The organism is Streptomyces sp. Isolate_45 (genome assembly GCF_024721315.2).
In the GTDB taxonomy this organism is placed as follows: domain Bacteria; phylum Actinomycetota; class Actinomycetes; order Streptomycetales; family Streptomycetaceae; genus Streptomyces.
This window is the reverse complement of record NZ_JANFAK020000186.1, coordinates 1-14,519: the sequence shown is the minus strand read 5'-3', so window position 1 is coordinate 14,519 and position 14,519 is coordinate 1. Positions and strand designations below refer to the sequence as shown.

13 protein-coding genes and 1 pseudogene are annotated in these 14,519 nt (G+C 73.6%); 12 read left to right on the top strand and 2 right to left on the bottom strand.

The window, feature by feature from the left end:
• Positions 1-321, top strand: a pseudogene (locus NOD94_RS35315) (hypothetical protein); the annotation flags it as partial.
• A gap of 139 nt (positions 322-460) precedes the next feature.
• Positions 461-1,318 (top strand): fumarylacetoacetate hydrolase family protein, encoded by an 858-nt coding sequence (locus NOD94_RS35310; RefSeq protein WP_281210311.1) that lies wholly within the window; start codon positions 461-463, stop codon positions 1,316-1,318.
• Positions 1,319-1,385: 67 nt separating this feature from the next.
• On the opposite strand, the gene NOD94_RS35305 is transcribed toward NOD94_RS35310, so the two are convergent.
• Together NOD94_RS35305 and NOD94_RS35300 are read right to left on the bottom strand one after the other, a co-directional pair.
• Entirely contained in the window at positions 1,386-2,654 is a 1,269-nt protein-coding gene (locus tag NOD94_RS35305) for an ALF repeat-containing protein (protein ID WP_281210310.1), read from the bottom strand.
• Between the two features lie 139 nt (positions 2,655-2,793).
• Positions 2,794-3,891: a Gfo/Idh/MocA family oxidoreductase gene (locus NOD94_RS35300; protein ID WP_281210309.1), complete on the bottom strand. Its 1,098-nt coding sequence runs from the start codon at positions 3,889-3,891 to the stop codon at positions 2,794-2,796.
• 55 nt (positions 3,892-3,946) lie between these two features.
• Between NOD94_RS35300 and NOD94_RS35295 the strand changes: the two genes are divergently transcribed.
• The 10 genes from NOD94_RS35295 to NOD94_RS35250 all read left to right on the top strand — a co-directional run bounded on the left by NOD94_RS35295 (position 3,947) and on the right by NOD94_RS35250 (position 14,384).
• Positions 3,947-5,056 (top strand): ROK family transcriptional regulator, encoded by a 1,110-nt coding sequence (locus NOD94_RS35295; protein ID WP_281210308.1) that lies wholly within the window; start codon positions 3,947-3,949, stop codon positions 5,054-5,056.
• 211 nt (positions 5,057-5,267) lie between these two features.
• Complete coding sequence (locus NOD94_RS35290) at positions 5,268-6,020, top strand: hypothetical protein (protein ID WP_281210307.1); 753 nt, start codon at positions 5,268-5,270, stop codon at positions 6,018-6,020.
• A gap of 94 nt (positions 6,021-6,114) precedes the next feature.
• The gene (locus NOD94_RS35285) at positions 6,115-6,885 is read left to right on the top strand and encodes a GntR family transcriptional regulator (RefSeq protein WP_281210306.1); all 771 of its coding nucleotides are present in this window, start codon (positions 6,115-6,117) and stop codon (positions 6,883-6,885) included.
• Positions 6,886-7,042: 157 nt separating this feature from the next.
• Positions 7,043-8,164 carry a TIGR03364 family FAD-dependent oxidoreductase gene (locus tag NOD94_RS35280; RefSeq protein ID WP_281210305.1) on the top strand — a complete coding sequence of 374 codons (1,122 nt, stop codon included), beginning with the start codon at positions 7,043-7,045 and terminating at the stop codon, positions 8,162-8,164.
• Positions 8,165-8,169: 5 nt separating this feature from the next.
• Positions 8,170-8,865: a phosphonatase-like hydrolase gene (locus tag NOD94_RS35275; RefSeq protein WP_281210304.1), complete on the top strand. Its 696-nt coding sequence runs from the start codon at positions 8,170-8,172 to the stop codon at positions 8,863-8,865.
• A complete protein-coding gene (locus NOD94_RS35270; RefSeq protein ID WP_281210303.1) occupies positions 8,862-9,911 on the top strand; it encodes an ABC transporter ATP-binding protein in 1,050 nt (349 codons plus the stop codon). The genes NOD94_RS35275 and NOD94_RS35270 overlap by 4 nt, the downstream gene beginning before the upstream one ends.
• The gene (locus NOD94_RS35265; RefSeq protein WP_281210302.1) at positions 9,904-10,836 is read left to right on the top strand and encodes a 2-aminoethylphosphonate ABC transporter permease subunit; all 933 of its coding nucleotides are present in this window, start codon (positions 9,904-9,906) and stop codon (positions 10,834-10,836) included. The genes NOD94_RS35270 and NOD94_RS35265 overlap by 8 nt, the downstream gene beginning before the upstream one ends.
• Complete coding sequence (locus tag NOD94_RS35260) at positions 10,823-11,620, top strand: ABC transporter permease subunit (protein WP_281210301.1); 798 nt, start codon at positions 10,823-10,825, stop codon at positions 11,618-11,620. Before NOD94_RS35265 ends, NOD94_RS35260 begins: the two co-directional genes overlap by 14 nt.
• A 32-nt stretch (positions 11,621-11,652) precedes the next feature.
• Entirely contained in the window at positions 11,653-12,720 is a 1,068-nt protein-coding gene (locus NOD94_RS35255) for a 2-aminoethylphosphonate ABC transporter substrate-binding protein (RefSeq protein ID WP_281210300.1), read from the top strand.
• 125 nt (positions 12,721-12,845) lie between these two features.
• Complete coding sequence (locus tag NOD94_RS35250) at positions 12,846-14,384, top strand: alkaline phosphatase family protein (protein ID WP_281210299.1); 1,539 nt, start codon at positions 12,846-12,848, stop codon at positions 14,382-14,384.
• The last annotated feature ends 135 nt before the right edge of the window (positions 14,385-14,519 follow it).

Below are 14,519 nucleotides of genomic sequence, written 5' to 3'. Positions count from 1 at the left end.
AAGGCCGGGGGCGCCAGGGCGGGGGGCGCCAGGGCCGGGGCGCAGGCGAAGCCGGTGGTGGAGCTGAGCGCCGAGCAGCAGGCCGCGATGCGGAAGCTGGGCGGCGTACTGCCCCTGCTGTCGTTCGGGACGCTGATCACGGCTGCCGTCGTGCCGCTCGCCGCCGGGCTGTACCTGCTGACCACCACCGCCTGGTCCGTCGCGGAGCGGGCCTGGCTCCAGCACCGCAAGGACCGTGCGGCCGCGGCCGCCGGCGAGGGCGCCGCGCCGACCGCCCCGGTCGCCACGGCCGGCCGGGCGGTGGGTGGGGGCGAGCGGTAGGGGGCGTTCCAGTCCGTGAACAGGGTCTTGCGGATTGGGCGGCCATCTTGGAGGATCAGCCAATCCTCCGATGGCCGCAACCCATCGGCCGGCTCCGGCATGCCCCGGGCCGACCACCCACGACCACGGGAGAATGCCCATGAAGCTGCTGCGTGTCGGACCCGTCGGGTCGGAGCGCCCCGCGCTGCTCGACCAGGACGGCGCCCTGCGTGATCTGTCCGGCCTGATCACGGACGTGGACGGCGACCTGCTCGCCGACGACTCCGCGCTGTCCCGGGTACGGGACGCCGTGGCGGCGGGCGAGCTCCCGGTGCTCGACGCGGAGGGGCTGCGCGTCGGCTCCCCGGTCGGCCGCATCGGCAAGATCGTGGGCATCGGGCTGAACTACCACGGCCACGCGGCCGAGGTCGGCGCCGAGGCGCCGCCGGAGCCGATCGTCTTCCTCAAGGCCCCGGACACCGTGGTCGGCCCGGACGACACCGTGTTGATCCCGCGCGGCAGCGTGAAGACCGACTGGGAGGCCGAGCTCGGCGTCGTCATCGGCGCCACCGCCCGCTACCTGGGCTCCGCCGAGGAGGGCCTCGCGCACGTCGCCGGCTACCTGCTGGCGAACGACGTCACGGAGCGCGCCTTCCAGACGGAGCGCGGCGGCACCTGGGACAAGGGCAAGAACTGCGAGACCTTCACCCCGCTCGGCCCCTGGCTGGTCACCGCGGACGAGATCCCGGACCCGCAGGTCCTGGACGTACGGCTGTGGGTGAACGGCGAGCTGAAGCAGGACGGCCACACCTCCGACCAGATCTTCGCGGTCGGCGAGGTCGTGCGGTACCTGAGCCACTTCATGACCCTGTACCCGGGCGACGTCATCGTCACGGGCACGCCGGCGGGCGTGGCGGCCGGGCAGCCCGAGCCGAAGCCGTTCCTGCGGGCCGGTGACGTCGTCGAGGTGGAGATCGAGGGCCTCGGACGCCAGCGTCAGGAGTTCAAGAGCGCCTGACCCACGGCACGGCGAAGGGGCGGACCGTCGCGGTCCGCCCCTTCCGTGTCCCCGTACGTGGTGCCGATCAGCCCTCGGTCGTCGTGCGGCGACGGCGGTTGGCGATCACCAGGCCGGCGCCCGCGGCGAGCGTGGCGGCGGCCGCGCCCGCGATCAGGGCGTTCTCGGAACCGGCGCCCGTGTTCGCGAGCGGGCCGGAGGCGGTGCTGCCCGCCGGGGTCACGTTCCCGTTCCCGGTGGTCCCGGTCGTGCCGGTGGTCCCGGTGGTCCCGGTGGTGCCGGTGGTACCGGTCGTACCGGTCGTGCCCGTCGTCCCGGTCGTGCCAGTCGTCCCGGTGGTGCCGGTGGTGCCCGTGCTGCCCGTCGTCCCCGTGCCGCCGGTCGTTCCGGTGCCGCCGGTCTGGCCCCCGGTGGCCTTGTCCTTGGCGCGCGCCTCGTGCTGGCCGGTCTTGAGGAACGCGGCCCGGTCCTCGGCGGTGCCCTTGAGGGCGGCGAGGGCGGCCTTCTTCAGCTCCGGGCCGGACTCCGCCACCATCGTCGAGATGAGGACCTTGTTGTCGTCGTCACGCAGCACGTGCTGCGTGGTCTTCATGAACTCGCGCAGCTGCTCGGGCTTCGGGTTGCCCTGGAGGAGCTTGATGATGCCCTTCTTCAGACCCGGCCCGGCGTCCTTCACCAGGTCCAGCGCCGCGAACCGGTCGTCCTCCGCGCGGACCGTGTGCTGGCCGGTCGCGACGAACGCGCGGACCTGCTCGCGCGTGCCCTTGGAGAGCAGCTCGTTGGCCGCCTTCTTGATGTTCTCGCCGGCCCCCTTGAGCATGAGGGTGATCTCGACGAGGTCGTCCTTGTAACGGGCCTCGTGCTGCCCGGTCGTCAGGAACGCGGTGATCGCCTCGCGGGTGTTCACCTTGAGGGTCTCGTCGGCCGCCGCCCGCACGGCCCGGCCGCCCGCCTCGCCGATCGCGGCGACCCGTACGCGGTCGTCCTCCAGCTGCTGCTTCGGCCACTCGACCGTCACGAACTGCCGCATGTCCGCGGCCGAGCCCTTGAGGGCCTTCTCCGCGGCCGCGCGGACCCCCTTGCCGGTCGCCGGGTCCTTGAGGATCTCCTGGATGTCGGCCCGGTCCTTGGCCGCCTCCGGGCTCTCGACGGGGGTGGTCGTCGTGCCGCCCGGAGCGGGGTTCGCCGGCGTCGCGGGCTGAGCGGCCCCGTCGGTCGCGGTCGACGAGGAGCCCGCGTTCGCCGACGCGGCGGAGTCCGCGGCGAACGCGGGCGAGGCGAGCAGGACGGCCGGGGCTATCGCGGCGGTGGCCACGACGGTTGCGATCCGGGGCAATTTCACTGATTGAGTTCCATTCTTCACACGTGTGATGATCGACAGCTTGTGAAGAATATGTCGATCACTTCTCCCGAAGCGTCGATTTCACGCCGAACCCGCTCCCGGCGGCGGCCGGTTGGACGTCCGGCGCGGTCGATCAGAGGTCCACGGCGACGCCCTCCGCCGAAGACCGGCGTGCCGCCTCCAGCACCGCCAGGCACCGCGCCGCCTCGTGCGCGGTGACCGGGGCCGGACCGCCCGAGCGCAGTGCGGCCGCGACCGCCGCGTAGTACGCGGGGTAGTCGCCCGCCGCTGTGCGCACCGGAAGGCCGCCGCCGGTCAGCGGGGACTCGCCGGAACCCAGCCGCCCCCACAGGTGCTCGGGCTCCTCGCCCCACGGTCGGCTCTCGTCCCCGGGGCGCAGGCCCTCGCGCAGGGCGGCCTCCTGGGGGTCCAGGCCGTACTTGACGTAGCCCGCGCGGGAGCCCAGGACCCGGAAGCGCGGTCCCAGCTGGGCCGTGGTCGCGCTGACGTGGAGGTGCGAGCGGACGCCGTTCGCGTGCGTCAGCGCGATGAAGGTGTCGTCGTCCGCCTCCGCGCCCGGGCGCCGCACGTCCGCTTCCGCGTAGACGCGCACGGCCGGGCCGAACAGCACGAGCGCCTGGTCCACGACGTGGCTGCCGAGGTCGTACAGCAGGCCACCGATCTCCTCCGGCGCGCCGGACTCGCGCCAGCCGCCCTTGAGCTGCGGGCGCCAGCGCTCGAAGCGGGACTCGAAGCGCAGGACCTCGCCCAGGTCGCCGCCGTCGAGGAGCCGGCGCAGCGTGAGGAAGTCGTTGTCCCAGCGGCGGTTCTGGAAGACGGAGAGGAAGGTGCCGGTCCGGTCGGCGAGGGCGGCGAGGTCGCGGGCCTCGGCCGCGGTGGCGGCGAGCGGCTTGTCGACGACCACGGGCAGGCCGGCCGTGAGCGCGGCGGTGGCGAGCGGGACGTGCGTCTTGTTGGGGGACGCGATGACGACGAGGTCCGGCGCGTCCCCGCCGCCCGCGCGGGCCCACAGCTCGTCGGCGGAGGCGGCGATCCGGACGTCGGGGTGGGCCTCGCGGACCTGGCCCTGCCGGCCGGGGTCGGAGGTGACGACCGTGTCGAGGACGAGCCCCTCGGTCGCGGTCACGAGGGGGGCGTGGAACACGGAACCGGCGAGTCCGTAGCCGATGAGGGCGACGCGCAGGGGGGCGGTGGGGGAGGCGGTGTTCATGGAACCACTTTGGCAACAGTGTTGCGCAAGTGCAAGGAGGGTGGACAATGGCCAGGTGAACAGGGGTGACGGGGCCAGTCGCGGCGGGGTGAACCTGCCGGCGCTGCGCGGGCACAACGAGGCGGTACTACTGGGGCTGCTGCGCGCCGCCGGGCCGCCCGGCCTCGGCCGCGCCGAACTCGCCGACCGCGCCGGGCTCACGCCGCAGGCCGTCAGCAAGATCGCGGCCCGGCTCGCGGCGGACGGCCTGGTGGCCGACGCCGGCCGGGGCCCCTCCACCGGCGGCAAGCCGCGCACGCTCATGCGGCTGGTCCCCGGGGCCCGGCACGCGGTGGGCGTCCACCTGGACCGCGACGAACTGCGGGCCGTACGGGTCGACCTCGCCGGGAGCGTCGTCGGGAGCCTGCGGGCCCCGCTGGACTTCGGTGCGGGCCCCGAGCCGGTCGTGGACGCGGTCCTGGACGCCGTCGTACGGGTCTGCGGGCGCGCGGGGACGCCGCCGTTGGTCGGGGTGGGGGTCGCCGCGCCGGGGCCGCTGGACTGGCGCAGCGGGGTGCTGGGGAGGGTGACCGGGTTCCCGAACTGGGCGGGATTCCCGTTGCGTGAGGTGCTGGCGGGGCGGCTGGGGCTGCCGGTGGTGCTGGACAAGGACACCAACGCCGCCGTCGCGACCGGGGGTCCGGGCGGGCCGGGCGCGGGCACGTCGGTGTACCTGCACGTCGGCACCGGGCTCGGTGCCGGGCTGCGGCTGGACGGCGAGATCTACCGGGGCGCCCGCTCGGCGGCCGGGGAGTTCGGGCACCAGGTGCTGCGGCTGGACGGCCCGCCCTGCCGGTGCGGGGGACGGGGCTGCCTGGAGGTGCTCTGCCTGGACGCGGTGGCCCGCGGGGACCTGCCGGAAGCGGCCCGGATCCTGGGGGAGGGCGCGGCGAACCTGGTCGCCCTGCTCGACGTGGACCGGGTACTGCTGGGCGGCCGGGTCGTGGACGCCGATCCGGACGTGTTCGTCACCGGGGTCCGGGCCGCGCTGGCGGCGCGCCCCCTGACCGACACTTCCCCGCCGACGGTGGCGCAGGCCCCGGGCGGCGTCGCGGAGGGCGCCGCGGAACTGGCCCTGACCCCGCTGTACGTCCACCCCGCGGGCGCACCCCCGGCCGGTGGGTGACGGTCCGCCCGTCCCGATCCGGCCTCCCTCCCCGCTGACGTGCGGGAACGGGTCGGCACTTGACCCGGTGCGCCATCCGGGCGTAAACCGGGAGTGCTCACGCGCGGCTCCCGGCAGGGGGTCGCGCGCGCGTGGAAGGGTGCGGACAAGACCGGGGTGATTGTCGCCTCGTCCTATCATCGTCCCGTCCGGCGAGCAGCGAAGGTCTTCCATGCGACTGCGCAAAGCCCTTGCCCTCACCGCCGTCCTCCTCGCCTCCGCCGCGCCCTCCGCCGCGGCGGACATCGGCACCGGCGGCGGCGCCCGCCCGGCCCCGGCGCTCCCCTCGCGCGCGCTGGCCAGCTGCGGGGACGGCAAGGGCGCGGCCTTCCCCATCGGGGCCCGGATCCGCGGCGGCCCGTCCGTCTACCGGGCCGGCGGCGGGGCGCAGACCTGGCTGTTGGACCTGACGAACACCACCGGCGGCGCGTGCACGGCGATCCACCCCGTCGTCGTGTTCACGGACAAGGCGCGGGCCCTGCGCCCCGCCCACCTCCGGATGGAATTCGACGCCCCGGGCGGCTCCCACCCCGTCAGCCTGGAACGCACCGACCGCGACGAGATCATCGCGGTGTTCGACGGCGGTGACGCCTTCTCCGGGTTCTCCGTCGGCGCGGGCGGTTCGATCACCGTCACCGTGCGGCTCGCCTTCGCCGAGGAGACCCCCCACGGCGAGGTCGTCGCGGACGCCGCCCTCGTCCAGCGCAAGGGCGATCACGGCGACGACGGCGACTGGGTCGGGGAGGCCGGCGGCTACAGGTTCGAGGTCGAGGGGCCGCAGGACACCGCCGAGGCGGGCTCCCTCGCGCACACCGGCCCCCGCGACCGCCCCTGGGCGTACGGGGCCGGCGCCCTCGCCGCGCTCACCACCGGAGGCGGCCTGCTCCTGGGCGCCCGCCGGTTCCGCGCGCCCCGCCCCCGCTGACCCCCGCCCCCGCTGACCCCCGCCCCGCCGGCGCCCGCCGCTGTCGTCCCGCGCGCGACGATCTCCGTACATCTGCCCCACGTACAGTCCCCACGTGGAAGAACAGACCCAGCGGCACCAGCACCTCCCCGGCCGCCCCGTGCGCTCGGGCATCCCCGAGCACGGCCGGATCCCGAAGTACTACGCCGTCAAGGCGCTGATCGCCGAACTGCTCGACGAGCTCGGCGAAGGCGGCCCGCTCCCCACCGAGCGCGATCTCGCGGAGCGCTACGCGGTGTCCCGCGAGACCGTACGGCAGGCCCTGCGCGAGCTGCTGCTGGAAGGCCGGCTCCGCCGGTCGGGGCGCGGTACGGTCGTCGCCGGCCCCAAGCTGGAGCAGCCGCTCTCCCTCGCCAGCTACACCGAAGGGGTGCGCCGGCAGGGCCGCCGCCCCGGCCGCAACCTGATCGGCCTGGAGCGCTTCCCCTGCCCGGACGGCCTCGCCGCCGGCATCGGCGCGGAGAGCGGCGAGCCGGTCTGGCACCTGGAGCGGGTGCTGCTCGCCGACGACGAGCGCGTCGGCCTGGAGAGCACGTACATCAGGGTCGCCCGCGCGCCCCGCCTCGACGTCGATTTCCAGCCCGACTCCTCCTTCTACGGGTATCTCCGCGACGGCCTCGGCATCGCCTTCGGCGAGGCCGACGAGAAGCTGGAGACCGTCCTCGCCACCCCCCGCGAAGCCCTGCTGATCGGCACCCCGCCGGCCCTTCCGATGCTGCTCATCCACCGGTTCTCGCGGGACGGGCAGGGCCGCCCGCTGGAGCGGGTGCGTTCGCTCTACCGTGGCGACCGGTTCAGCTTCACGACGCGCCTGCGCCCCGAATAGCGCACGGCGCACACCTTCGATACCCGGCAATCGATCCAAAACGGGCGACTTGACATCACGGAACGGTAACGGGTCTGGTCCAACCGTCGAGGGCTGTTCACCGGCCCGTCGTCGACCGGACCCTCCCGGGCCACCGGCCGCCGCCACCTTGGACGGCGTGAGAGTCATAGTCGTCGGAGGCGGCGTGGTCGGCACCATGCACGCCTGGCAAGCAGTCGAACGCGGCCACGAGGTCGTCCAGATCGAACGGGAAGCGGAGGCACGCGGCGCGTCACTGCGCAATTTCGGCCAGATCTGGGTCAGCGGACGGGCCGGGGGCGAGGAACTCGCAACCGCCCTGAGGGCCCGCGAGCTCTGGGAGCGGATCGGCGCGGAGGTGCCCGGACTGGGCTTCCGCGCGATCGGTTCCCTCACCCCCGTCCGCAACGCCCGCGAACACGCGGTGGCGGAGGCGGCCGTGGCCCGCCCCGACGCCGCGGCCCGCGGCTACGGGCTGGTCACCGCCGCCGAGGCGCGCGGGATCAACCCGGCCCTGCGCGGGGACTTCGAGGCGGCCCTGTGGTGCGAGCGGGACGCGGCCGTCGAGCCGCGCACCGCGCAGCTCCACCTGCGCGAAGCCCTCCGGGCAACCGGCCGCCACACCTTCCTCCCCGGCCGCGAGGTCCGCGAGGTCGTCGGCGCGGGCGCCGTCCGCGACGACCACGGCGACGTGCACCGCGGTGACGCCGTCGTCCTCGCCACCGGCGCCTGGCTGTCCGGCCTCGTCCGCGAGCTGGTCCCCGACCTGCCGGTGCGCCGGGTCCGGCTGCAGATGATGCAGACGGCCCCGCTCGGCGAGGCCCTGACCACCTCCGTCGCCGACGCCGACAGCTTCCGCTACTACCCCGCCTACGCGTCCCCGGCGCTCGACGAACTCAACGCCGGGCAGCCCCAGGAGCCGGTCGCCGCCGCGCACGCGATGCAGCTGCTGATGGTCCAGCGCAGGGACGGCGGACTGACCATCGGCGACACCCACGAATACGAGCACCCCTTCGCCTTCGACACCCTCGAAGACCCCTACGAACACGTCACCGCCGTGGCCGAGTCCTTCCTGGGCCGACCGCTGCCGAGGATCCGACACCGCTGGGCGGGCGTCTACGCCCAGTGCACCGACACCACCCGCGTCGTCCACCGCCAACAGGTGGCCGACGGCGTGTGGCTGGTGACCGGACCCGGCGGGCGCGGGATGACCTGCTCGCCCGCCATCGCCGAGACCACCGCGAACGAACTGGGCTGGTGACCGACATGACCGATGCCAACAAGCTGATCGTCCTCGACATGGCCGGCACCACCGTCGCCGACGGCGGCCTCGTCGAGCGCGCCTTCGAACGCGCCGCCGAAACCCTCGGCGTCGTACCCGGCAGCGCCGACCACACCGCCAAGCTCCAGTACGTGCGCGACACCATGGGCGAGTCGAAGATCTCGGTCTTCCGCCACCTCTTCGGCACGGAGGAACTCGCCCGCCGCGCCAACTCCGCCTTCGAGCAGGCCTACGGGGAACTCGTCGACGGCGGCCTCATCGCCCCGATCCCCGGCGCCCGCGAGGCCGTCGAAAGGCTCCGCGCCGACGGCCGCGCCGTCGTCCTCACCACCGGCTTCGCCCGCGTCACGCAGGACGCCATCCTCGACGCCCTCGGCTGGCAGGACCTCGCCGACCTCACCCTGTGCCCCGCCGACGCGGGCGGCCGCGGCCGGCCCTACCCGGACATGGTGCTGACCGCGTTCCTGCGCACCGGCGCCGTGGCCGACGTACGGGACGCGGTCGTCGTCGGCGACACGGCGTACGACGTGCTCAGCGGCCTCCGCGCCGGCGCGGGCATCGTCGCCGGGGTCCTCACCGGCGCCCACGACCGGGCGACGCTGACCGGCAACGGCGCCACCCACGTCCTCGGCTCCGTCGCCGAGCTCCCCGGGCTGCTGGAACGGGAGTCCGGGGCGTGAGCGGCATCCGCTTCGAGTCCGTCTCGGTCGCCTACGCCGGGAACACCGTCCTGGACTCCCTCGACCTGACCGTCGAGCCGGGCGAGGTCATGGCCCTGCTGGGGCCCTCGGGCTCCGGCAAGACCACGGCGCTGCGCGCGGTCGCCGGGTTCGTACGCCCCGCCGCCGGCCGGATCCTGATCGGCGGCCGGGACGTCACCGCGCTGCCCCCGCACAAGCGCGGCATCGGCATGGTCGTCCAGCAGTACGCGCTGTTCCCGCACATGCGGGTCGCGGAGAACGTCGCCTTCGGCCTCAAGGCGCGCAAGGCCCCCAGGGCCGGGATCCGGGACCGGGTCGCCGAGGCCCTGGAGATGACCGGCATGGGCGCCTACGCCACCCGCTACCCGCGCGAGCTGTCGGGCGGCCAGCAGCAGCGGGTGGCCATCGCCCGGGCGCTCGCCATCCGCCCCGCCGTGCTCCTGCTCGACGAGCCGCTCTCCGCGCTCGACGCGCAGCTGCGCTCCGGAATGCTCGCCGAACTGGCCCGACTGCACCGCGAACTGCCCGACGTGTCCATCCTGTACGTCACGCACGACCAGGTGGAGGCCCTCACCCTGGCCGACCGGATCGCCGTCATGGACCGCGCCCGGCTCCAGGACTGCGGGACCCCGCAGGAGCTGTACCGCTCCCCGCGCACCGAGTTCACCGCCTCCTTCGTCGGCAACGCCAACCTGCTGCCGGTGACGGTGGCCGACGGCGGCGCCGTGTTCGAGGGCCGCGGCCTGGAGCTGGACCGCGGCGGCGCCGCACCCGGCGCCCGCGCCACGCTGTGCGTACGACCGCACCTGATCGGCCTCGGCGAGGGCCCCAACGCCCTGCGCGGCACCATCACCGAGGTCCAGTGGCGGGGCTCCACGCACCGCCTGTACGTGGACGTCGACGGCCACCGCGTCAAGGCCGACCTGCCCGAACTGCGCGAGACCCCGGCGCTGGGCGACGCGGTGACCCTGCACTTCGAGCCGCGCGACGCGGTCCTGCTGTCGGCGGGGGTCTCCGATGGCTGAACTCGCCGGGAACCTGCGCGAACCCGCCGCCGCGACCCTGCCGGCCCGAGCCGTACGGGCCGCCGAGCCCGACCCGCCGCACACCCCGCCCGCCCGGCGCCCGCGCACGCTCCCGGCCCGGATGTGGGCAGTGCCGCCGGTGGCCGTGCTCGCGGTGGTCTTCCTCTACCCCCTCACGCTCGTCGTGCGGCAGTCGTTCACCCCCGAGAACGGCGGCGGCGCCCTCGACGCCTACGCCTCCGTGTTCGCCTCCCGGGGCTTCCACGAGGCCCTCGGCACCACGGTGTGGCTGGCCGTCGGCGCCACCGTCGGCTGCCTCGTCCTCGGCTTCGCCCTCGCCCTGGTCATCGCCTTCGTACCGTTCCCCGGCTCCAAGGCCGTCGCCAAGTTCATCGACGTCTTCCTCTCCTTCCCCTCCTTCCTCGTCACCCTCGCCCTCCTCTTCATCTACGGGACGGTGGGCATGGCCAACGGGGCCTGGACCGACCTGACCGGTGCCGCCGAGGGCCCCTTCCGCTTCCTGGCGACCCCCTGGGGCGTCCTGCTCGCGGAGATCACCTACTTCACGCCGTTCGTGATGCGCCCGCTGCTCGCCGCCTTCTCCCAACTGGACACCGCCCAGCTCGAAGTGGCGTCCTCCCTCGGGGCGAAGCCGGCCCGGATCGTCCGGCGGGTCATCCTGCCCGAGGCCCTGCCGGCCCTCGCCGCCGGCGGCAGCCTCGTCCTCGTCATGTGCCTCAACGAGTTCGGGATCGTGCTGTTCACCGGAGCCAAGGACGTCACGACGCTCCCGATGCTCATCTACGGCAAGGCGATCCTCGAATCCGACTACTCGGCAGCCTGCGTGGTCGCCGTCGTCAACATCGCGATCTCCGTCGGCCTGTTCGGCCTCTACCGGGTGGTGAGCAAGCGTGCTGGTGCATAGCCGGACCGGCCGCCGGGCCGCCTGGGCCCTGTTCGGCCTGCTCTTCCTGCCCCTCTTCGCCCTGCCGTTGCTCGTGGTGGTCGCCGCGTCCTTCTCGACCCACTGGTCCGGCGCCTTCCCCTCCGGCCCGACCACCGAGAACTACGCCTCCGCCGTGCGCGGCGAATCCCTCCGGGCTCTGACCACCTCGCTGCTCACCGCCCTCGTCGCGAGCCTGCTCGCACTCATCGTCGGGACGTGGGCGGCGCTGGCCGCCGCCGGACTCAAGAAGCGCGAAAGGCGTTGCCTGGACGCCCTGTTCATGCTGCCCGTCGCCGTGCCGTCCGTGGTCGTCGGCCTCGCCGTACTGGTCGCGTTCAGCAAGCCCCCGCTGCTGCTCAACGGCACGGGCTCCATCGTGGTCCTGGCCCACACCGTGCTCGTGACGGCCTTCGCGTACCAGTCCGTCTCGGCCGCGCTCGTCCGCCTCGACCCCGCCTACGAACAGGCCGCGGCCTCCCTCGGAGCCCGCCCCGCGTACGTCCTGTGGCGGGTCAGGCTGCCCCTGCTGCTGCCGTCCCTCACCTCGGCCGCCGGGCTCTGCTTCGCCCTTTCGATGGGCGAACTGAGCGCCACGATGATGCTCTACCCGCCGGACTGGACGCCCCTACCGGTCCGGATCTTCACCGCCACCGACCGCGGCTCGCTCTTCGGCGGCTCCGCCGTCGCCGTGGTCCTGATGGCCACCACCCTGCTGGTGCTGCTGGCCGTCTCCCGCATCCGCACCAAAGCCTCGTACCGCTGATCCCCGGCTCCCCTTCCCCGTAAGGAAGTTCCATGCCCAGCAACCGCACCCTCCCGCGCGTCGCCGCGGCCGTCACCGGCAGCCTCGTCCTCACCTGCGCCCTCACCGCCTGCGGCGCCGGCTCCTCCGCCGAGGGGGACAAGGTCGTCACCGTCTACAGCGCCGACGGCCTCAAGAGCGACAAGGGCGACGGCTGGTACGACAAGGTCTTCGCCGAGTTCACCAAGAAGACCGGCATCGAGGTCAAGTACGTCGAGGGCGGCTCCGGCGAGATGGTGCAGCGCGCCGTCCGGGAGAAGACCAACACCCAGGCCGACGTACTCGTCACCCTGCCCCCCTTCATCCAACAGGCCGACGGCAAGGGCCTGCTCCAGGCGTACAAGCCGCAGGGCTCCGAGCAGGTCAACGGCGCGAACAAGGCCGCCGACGGCAAGTGGACGTCCGTCGTCAACAACTACTTCGGATTCATCCACAACAAGAAGGAACTCGCCGCGGCCCCCAAGACCTGGGAGGAGCTCCTCGACCCCAAGTACAAGGGCAAGCTCCAGTACTCCACCCCCGGCGTCGCGGGCGACGGCACCGCCGTCCTCATCAAGGCGATGCACGACTTCGGCGGCAAGGAACCCGCCATGGAGTACCTCAAGAAGCTCCAGGCCAACAACGTCGGTCCGTCCTCATCCACCAGCAAGCTCGCGCCCAAGACCGACAAGGGCGAACTGCTCGTCGCCAACGGCGACGTCCAGATGAACTTCGCGCAGTCCAAGTCCATGCCGAACCTGGGGATATGGTTCCCGGCGAAGGACGGCGGCAGGCCCACCACCTTCGCCCTGCCCTACGCGGCCGGCCTCCTCGACAAGGCCCCGCACGCCGAGAACGGCAAGAAGCTCCTCGACTTCATGCTCGGCGAGGAGGCCCAGAAGCTCGTCAGCGGCGTCGGCGGCGGATTCCCCGCACGCACCGACGTCAAGCCGACCGACGCCAACGCCGTCGAACTCACCAAGCTGATGACGGGCGTCGAGGTCTTCGAACCCGACTGGGCCGACATCGACACGAACCTCACCGCCTACGTCGACGCGTGGAAGTCGGCAACCGGAAGCTGACCGGTTACTTCCTGGCCACCCCCGCCCGGAAGAGTGACGCTCGCATAACGGGTCTGGACCGAAGGCCGCACCCTCGGTCCGGACCCGGCGCATGTCCGCAGTGCCCACCTGCTCACCATGCCCACTTGCTCCTGGAGGAGTACGTGTCCCCTGCCCTGTCCGGTCGCGCCCTCGCCGTCGCGGCCACCGCCACCGCCCTGCTCGCCACCGCCCTCGGCGCGCCCACCGCGACCGCGGCGGCGAAGGCGGCCAACACCGACAAAGTCCTCGTCATCGGCCTCGACGGTGCGGTCCTCGACCGCGTCAAAGCCGCCGACGCCCCCCACCTCAAGGGCCTCATGGCCCAGGGCCTGACTGCCCACAGCACCCTCTACGCCAACCCGATGGGCGCCACGTCCTCCGGCCCCGGCTGGTCCACGATCGCGACCGGCGTGTGGCCCGACAAGCACGGCGTGAAGGACAACTCCTTCACCGGCAAGAACTACACGGCCCACCCCGACTTCCTCACCCGCATCGAGAACGCCAAGCCCGCGCTCAACACCTACGCGGCGGCGGACTGGGAGCCCATCACCTCCACCGACCAGAACGGCCCGATCTTCTCCACGAAGGTCGACAAGCGGCTCTCCCTCAAGGGCGACCGCGACGGCTACCGCAACGAGGACCCGAAGATCGCCGCGGCGGCCGCCACGGAACTGCGCACCGGGAACCCGGACGCCGCCTTCGTCTACCTCGGCGAGATCGACGCGGCCGGCCACTCCTCCGGCGCCGGCAGCCAGACCTACCTCGACACCGTCGCCCGCGTCGACGTCCTCGTCGGCCAACTCCTCACCGCGGTCCAGCAGCGCCCCACCTACGCCCAGGAGAAGTGGAAGATCCTGGTCACCACCGACCACGGACACACCACCACCGGCGGCCACGGCGGCTCCACCATCGCCGAGCGCGGCACCTTCGTCATCGCCAAGGGCGCCGGGATCCCCGCCGGCTCCGTACGCGACGACGTACGCCTCGCCGACGTCGCGGCGACCGCCCTCGCCCAGGTCGGCGTCGCGACCACCGGCCTGGACGGCGTACCCCTGAACACCCCCGACAACGACGCCTTCGACACGCTGCGCCCCGCCCTCCAGGCCCGCGTCGACGAGACCGGCATCCCCGCCGGCACCAAGGGCTTCACCCGGACCCCGCCCACCGGCTGGGCCGTCGACAATTCGAGGATGGGCACCGGCGGCATCACCGAGTGGTCCGGCTGGACCTTCGCCACCGACGAGTTCTGGACCCAGGCGCAGCGCGACCAGTGGCGCGAGCTGAACGTCCGCTCCCGTGACGTGTTCGCCGTCGCCGACTCCGACGAGTGGGACGACAAGACCCACACCGGCAGCTTCGACTCCACCCTGATCACCCCCCGGTGGGCCGTCACCGGCGGCGCCACCCGCACCCTCGCCTTCCAGTCGCACTACCGCCACGAGGCGGGCCAGACGGCACAGGTCCTCGTCTCCTACAACGGAGCCGCCCCCACCGTCGTGAAGAACTACACCGCCGACGCCCTCGCCAAGGCCGAGACGATCCCCCTCCAGGTCCCGGCCGGCGCCACCGACGTCCAGATCCGGTTCCGCTACAGCGGCAACAACAACTGGTTCTGGGCCGTCGACAACGTCACCCTCGGCTGACCCGCCACCCGGGTGACCGTCCGGGGGGGGGGGGGGGGGGGGGGGGGGGGGGGGGGGCGGGGGGGGGGGGGGGGGGGGGGGGCGGGGGGGGCGCGGGGGGGGGGGGCGGCGCGGGGGGGCGCCCCCCCGGGGGCC

Excerpts from the sequence above, each read along its gene's own strand:
- NOD94_RS35310 (WP_281210311.1), top strand. The coding sequence starts at position 461 with ATGAAGCTGCTGCGTGTCGGACCCGTCGGGTCGGAGCGCCCCGCGCTG.
- NOD94_RS35300 (WP_281210309.1), bottom strand. The coding sequence starts at position 3,891 with ATGAACACCGCCTCCCCCACCGCCCCCCTGCGCGTCGCCCTCATCGGC.
- NOD94_RS35290 (WP_281210307.1), top strand. The coding sequence starts at position 5,268 with ATGCGACTGCGCAAAGCCCTTGCCCTCACCGCCGTCCTCCTCGCCTCC.
- NOD94_RS35275 (WP_281210304.1), top strand. The coding sequence starts at position 8,170 with ATGACCGATGCCAACAAGCTGATCGTCCTCGACATGGCCGGCACCACC.
- NOD94_RS35265 (WP_281210302.1), top strand. The coding sequence starts at position 9,904 with ATGGCTGAACTCGCCGGGAACCTGCGCGAACCCGCCGCCGCGACCCTG.
- NOD94_RS35255 (WP_281210300.1), top strand. The coding sequence starts at position 11,653 with ATGCCCAGCAACCGCACCCTCCCGCGCGTCGCCGCGGCCGTCACCGGC.